The sequence below is a fragment of the Plantactinospora alkalitolerans genome (assembly GCF_015690345.1).
Lineage (GTDB): Bacteria > Actinomycetota > Actinomycetes > Mycobacteriales > Micromonosporaceae > Plantactinospora > Plantactinospora alkalitolerans.
Genome location: NZ_JADPUN010000380.1, coordinates 1 through 5,197 on the forward strand (window position 1 = coordinate 1; position 5,197 = coordinate 5,197).

General features: G+C 70.5%; 6 protein-coding genes and 1 tRNA gene. 5 read left to right on the forward strand and 2 right to left on the reverse strand.

The features are described 5' to 3' along the window. The 5 genes from I0C86_RS38545 to I0C86_RS38565 form a co-directional block, all read left to right on the forward strand. The coding region (locus tag I0C86_RS38545; RefSeq protein WP_196206255.1) for a transketolase C-terminal domain-containing protein at positions 1 to 1,880 on the forward strand (1,880 nt) is incomplete at its 5' end. Positions 1,881 to 1,992: 112 nt separating this feature from the next. Beyond that, positions 1,993 to 2,430 (forward strand): DUF3052 domain-containing protein, encoded by a 438-nt coding sequence (locus tag I0C86_RS38550; protein ID WP_196206256.1) that lies wholly within the window; start codon positions 1,993 to 1,995, stop codon positions 2,428 to 2,430. A 135-nt stretch (positions 2,431 to 2,565) separates the two neighbouring features. Next, positions 2,566 to 3,030 (forward strand): peroxiredoxin, encoded by a 465-nt coding sequence (locus tag I0C86_RS38555; protein ID WP_196206257.1) that lies wholly within the window; start codon positions 2,566 to 2,568, stop codon positions 3,028 to 3,030. A 93-nt stretch (positions 3,031 to 3,123) separates the two neighbouring features. Next, a tRNA-Val gene (locus I0C86_RS38560) sits at positions 3,124 to 3,195 on the forward strand. A 242-nt stretch (positions 3,196 to 3,437) separates the two neighbouring features. Further along, complete coding sequence (locus I0C86_RS38565; protein ID WP_323374119.1) at positions 3,438 to 4,169, forward strand: DUF4142 domain-containing protein; 732 nt, start codon at positions 3,438 to 3,440, stop codon at positions 4,167 to 4,169. 109 nt (positions 4,170 to 4,278) lie between these two features. On the opposite strand, the gene I0C86_RS38570 is transcribed toward I0C86_RS38565, so the two are convergent. Beyond that, positions 4,279 to 4,482, reverse strand: a complete 204-nt coding sequence (locus I0C86_RS38570; RefSeq protein ID WP_196206258.1) for a hypothetical protein — start codon at positions 4,480 to 4,482, stop codon at positions 4,279 to 4,281. Positions 4,483 to 4,538: 56 nt separating this feature from the next. Next, positions 4,539 to 4,862, reverse strand: a complete 324-nt coding sequence (locus tag I0C86_RS38575) for a zinc ribbon domain-containing protein (protein WP_196206259.1) — start codon at positions 4,860 to 4,862, stop codon at positions 4,539 to 4,541. Positions 4,863 to 5,197: the final 335 nt, after the last annotated feature.

Consider the following 5,197-nt stretch of genomic DNA (forward strand, 5'->3'; position numbering starts at 1 on the left):
CGATCGTGCCGACCACCTCCACCATCGCCTCGCACCTGCCCCGGGCCGTGGGGATCGGGTTCGCCATCGAGCGGCTGCGCCGGCTGGGTGACGGGCGGGCCCGGCCGACCGGCCGGCGGGCGACCGGCGGCCCGAACCGGCAGCGGGCCGAGGCCGAGTCGCCGTGGCCGGCCGACGCGATCGTGGTCTGCTCCTTCGGTGACGCCTCGGTGAACCACGCGACCGCGGTCGCGGCGTTCAACACCGCCGGCTGGTGCGACCACACCGGGCTTCGGATTCCGGTGCTGTTCGTCTGCGAGGACAACGGACTGGGCATCAGCGTGAAGTCGCCGGACGGCTGGGTGGCCCAGGCGCTGCGGGCCAAGCCGGGCATCCGGTACTTCTCCGCCGACGGCTGCGACCTGGTCGAGACGTACGACGTGGCGGTGGAGGCGGCGGCCTGGGTACGCCGGCACCGCCGACCGGCCGTACTGCACCTGTCGACGGTGCGGTTGATGGGGCACGCCGGTGCGGACGCGGAGATGGCGTACCGGACCGCCGCCGAGATCGCCCGGGACGTGGAGCGTGATCCGGTGGTGGCCACCGCCAGACTGCTCGCCGAGGCGGGGCTGGCCAGCCCGGACGAGCTGATCGCCCGGTACGACGAGGTCGGCTGGCAGGTGCGCAAGGTCGCCGAGGAGGTGCTCGGGGAGCGGAAGTTGGAGCACGCGGCGGACATCGTGGCGCCGCTCGCCCCGAGACGCCCGGTCCGGGTGGCCAAGGAGATCACCGACGCCGCCGGTCGGGCGGCGGGGCCGGCCGCCGCCGCCCGGAAGGCCGCCTTCGGCGCGAAACTGCCCGAGCAGGAGGGCCCGTTCACCCTGGCGCAGACCATCAACGCGGCGCTGGCCGACGGGTTGCTCGACCATCCGGGCATGACGGTGTTCGGCGAGGACGTGGCGGTCAAGGGCGGGGTGTACGGGGTGACGAAGGGCCTGCGGGACCGCTTCGGCGCCCCCCGGGTCTTCGACACGCTGCTCGACGAGACGTCGGTGCTCGGTCTCGGGCTCGGCGCCGGGCTGAGCGGGATGCTGCCGGTGCCGGAGATCCAGTATCTGGCGTACCTGCACAACGCCGAGGACCAGTTGCGGGGGGAGGCGGCCACGATGCAGTTCTTCTCCCGGGGGGCGTACCGCAACCCGATGGTGGTCCGGATCGCCGGGCTGGCGTACCAGGAGGGGTTCGGGGGGCACTTCCACAACGACAACTCGCTGGCCGTACTCCGGGACGTTCCGGGGCTGGTGCTCGCGGTGCCGGCGCGGCCCGACGACGCCGCGCCGATGCTGCGCTCGTGCCTGGCCAGCGCGGCGGTGGACGGCAGCGTCTGCGTGTTCCTGGAGCCGATCGCGCTCTACCACACCCGGGATCTGTACGCCGACGGCGACGGCGAGTGGCTCGCCCCCTACCAGGGCCCGGGCGGATGGACGGCCAGCCACGTGCCGATCGGCCGGGGCCGGGTGTACGGCGTCGGATCGGCGGAGGACGTCACGATTATCACGTTCGGTAATGGGGTTCGGATGTCACTGCGGGCGGCCGCGAAACTGGCCGAGGAGGACGTCGGTACCCGGGTGCTGGATCTGCGCTGGCTGGCCCCGCTGCCGGTGGCGGACATCATCCGGGAGGCCTCCGCGACCGGCCGTGTGCTGGTCGTGGACGAGACGCGCCGGTCCGGCGGGGTCGGTGAGGGGGTGGTGGCGGCCCTGGTCGATGCCGGTTTTGTCGGTTCTGCCCGCAGAGTTGCATCAATCGACACTTTCGTCCCGTTGGGTCCGGCTTCTCGTCAGGTTCTGGTCTCCGAAGAGGCCATTACCCAGGGTGCCCGAACGCTGCTGGCACGGTAAATTCCCTTCGACTCGGTGTGCCACTTGCGCGCGGCGGGACAACTGTGTGGACTTTGCGCTATCGGTGTCGCATGGGATGCCGCTGGCAGTGGAGATGAGGAGGCACGTGACAGTGAGCGCGACCGCTGGTCAGGCCGCCGACGGCGTACGGAGTCTGGCGGACCGGTTCGGCATCGAGCCGGGGATGGTCGTCATGGAGATGGGGTACGACGACGACGTCGACCAGGATCTCCGCGACGCCCTGACCGATCGCTGCGGAGAGCTGGTAGACGAGGACACCGACGAGGTCGTGGACGCGGTGCTGCTCTGGTACCGGGACGGCGACGGTGACCTGTTCGAGATGCTCGTCGAGACGCTCAGCCCGCTGGCCGACAACGGTGTGGTGTGGCTGCTGACGCCCAAGGCGGGCCGGGACGGCCATGTCGAACCGAGCGAGGTCAGCGAGGCGGCACCCACCGCCGGCCTGCAACAGACCTCGACGGTCAACGCCGGCAAGGACTGGAGTGGTGCCCGACTGGTCCTGCGTAGGGGTGCCAAGGCGAAGAAGTAGCCTGCGGACCACGGTCCGGGCGCCGTACGCCCGGACGGGGTTCGTGGTGCCCGTACCGGAGATGCCGGCGGGCCGGGACCGTGCCGACTGGTCTTCATGATCAGCCGGCGGTCCTTCATGACCAGGAGGAGTCGCATGCCGATCGAGGTTGGCGCCCCGGCGCCGGACTTCGTGCTGAAAGACCAGAACAACCAGGAGGTACGGCTGGCCGATTTTCAGGGCCGACGGGTCGTACTGCTGGTCTTCTACCCGCTGGCCTTCACCGGCACATGCCAGGGCGAGTTGGCCGAACTGCGGGACAACCTCCACGAGTACCAGAACGACGACGTGCAGGTGCTGACCGTCAGCGTCGACTCGGTCTACGCGCACAAGGTGTGGGCCGACCGGGAGGGGTACGAGTTTCCGATGCTCGCCGACTTCTGGCCGCACGGTGCCGTGGCCCAGGCGTACGGCGTCTTCAACGACGCGGCCGGGTTCGCCGACCGGGGCACGTTCGTGATCGACAAGACCGGAACGGTCCGGTTTGCCGAGCGCAACCAGCCAGGCGAGGCGCGCGACCAGGCGGGCTGGCGGAAGGCGCTCGCCAGGGTGTCGGGCTGACCATCCGAGCCAAGCCAAGATCGTCGGTCGGTCGACGCCGACCCCCCTGGTCGGGGTAAGCTAGCCGCCGCCGGTGGCCGTAACAGGCGTTCCGGGCGCGTAGCTCAGCGGGAGAGCACTCGCCTTACAAGCGAGGGGTCGCAGGTTCGAAACCTGCCGCGCCCACCGTCTCCAGCGACATGGGCAGCGGGGTGTCGGTCTTCCGGCACCCCGCTTTCCGTTCCGGCCGACGCGTCGCCTCCGCCTCGTGGCGGGTCCACGGCTACCCGCCGGTATAGGTTTCCTTTAAATGTGGCCTAAGCTTCGCTCTCTTCCGCCCGCTGAGATTGACTCATTACCGTGCTCCGCAATAGCGTCCTGGCCGATATCCCCGCCACTTCGGCACTGTTTTCTGGGAGGTTGAGCAGGTGGCCACGGCCCGATCTGCGGTAAAGGCAACGCGCCGGACGGCGGCACTGCTGGCCGGCCTCGTCGTCGGGATCCTGGTGTTGCCCGGCGTGGGCATGGCGGCACCGGCCGGGCCGACCCAACTCGGTGCGACCGACATGGCCCTGCTCAACGGGGTGCGGCTGGCCGGGCTCTGGGAGATGCCGGCCGGACAGATGGCGGCCGAGAAGGGCGAGAAGGCGCGGGTCCGGGAGGTCGGCGCCGAGATCGCCAAGCAGCACGACGAGCTGGACCAGTTGACCGTCGAGGCGGCCAACAAGCTGGGCGTGCAGTTGCCCGCCGAGCCGAGCGTCCAGCAGAAGGGCTGGCTCACCGAGATGCAGAACGCGTCCGGTGCGCGGTTCGACAAGGTATTCGTGGACCGGCTCCGGGCGGCGCACGGCGCGATCTTCCCGGTCATCGGGGCGGTCCGGTCCGGCACCCGGAACGAGATCGTACGCAAGCTCGCCGAGGACGCCAACGGCTTCGTGATGACCCACATGACCCTGCTGGAGAGCACCGGTCTGGTCCGGTACGCGGAACTGCCCCCGGTGGCCATGCCCGTGCCGCCGGACAGTTCCCTGGTGGCCAACGCGAAGGCCAACGCGGAGTTCGGCACCGGCCTGAACACGACGGTCATCTGGGCGGTACTGCTCGGGGCGCTGGCCCTGGGCGGCATGGCGACGATCCGCGTCTTCCGCGGCGGCAGGTAGCTCCCCGGTACGGGTTCCGGCGGCGCCGAGCCGGCTTTCGACGGGGCATCCCCGTGGGGGCCGGCTCAGCATGCCGCCGGAGGTCACTCAGCATGCCGCCGGAGGTCACTCAGGTTGCCGGGCCGCGCCACCGGTACAGCCAGGGCGGCCCGTCACCGAGAACCGACTCCAACTCGTAGATCTCCGCCCTGGCGAGGCCGCCGTCGACCAGGTGGTGGTGGGTGAGCGGCGGCCGACCGTGTACGTCGAGGTCGACGATCACCGTCCCGCCGTCGGCCGCACCACCGACCAGGGCGATCTCCGTGGCCTCCATGCAGTCATCCTGCCGCCGTCCGCGCCCGGCCGCAGGCGGTTCGCCGGTAACCGTCCTCACCGCCAGTGGTACCGGAGGTCGGCGATCCGGACGCCGATGCTGACCCGGGCGAGTACGGCGGTCAGGATCGCCTGCCGCTGGTCGTTCGGCACGTCGCGCGCGGCGGCGCCGTGCATCGACGCGAAGTGCGCCCAGACGAGCTGCTCGGTCTGCTCGGCCGGTATCCATGGCCGGGGGCACTGCCGTCGGGGGCAGCCGTAGTACCGGCGCCCACTCGACGAGAAGGACGGGATCAGCAGTTCGTCGCAGGGCCCGCAGGAGAGCAGCCCGCGGAGGAGATAGCGGCCTGGCGTGGCTCGCTTCACGATGGGGAAGTCCATGGTCACCGCCTCGCCTCGTGATGCCGACGCATCCATGCCTATCGTCATCTTGTCTGTTAGTACGGCCCGAAGCCCGTAACTGTTCGATTCGTGACTGGGTTAAAGCCGAAAAATGCCAGGCGACGTCCGGACGGGTACGGAAACGCCCCCCTGCGCGGTGCGGACGTTCGCGCGGCCGGTGGCCCCGCCAGCCGCGGGGGTGTCGGCGCGGGTGCTAGAAAGGGGTCGCCCGTTTGCCCCCGCCGCCGGAGAAGGGACGTGTCCGTGCTGGTCATTCACGGCGTGTGGCTGACCGGCGGCCGGCTCGCGCTCTGGGGTGAGGACTCCACGCTGCC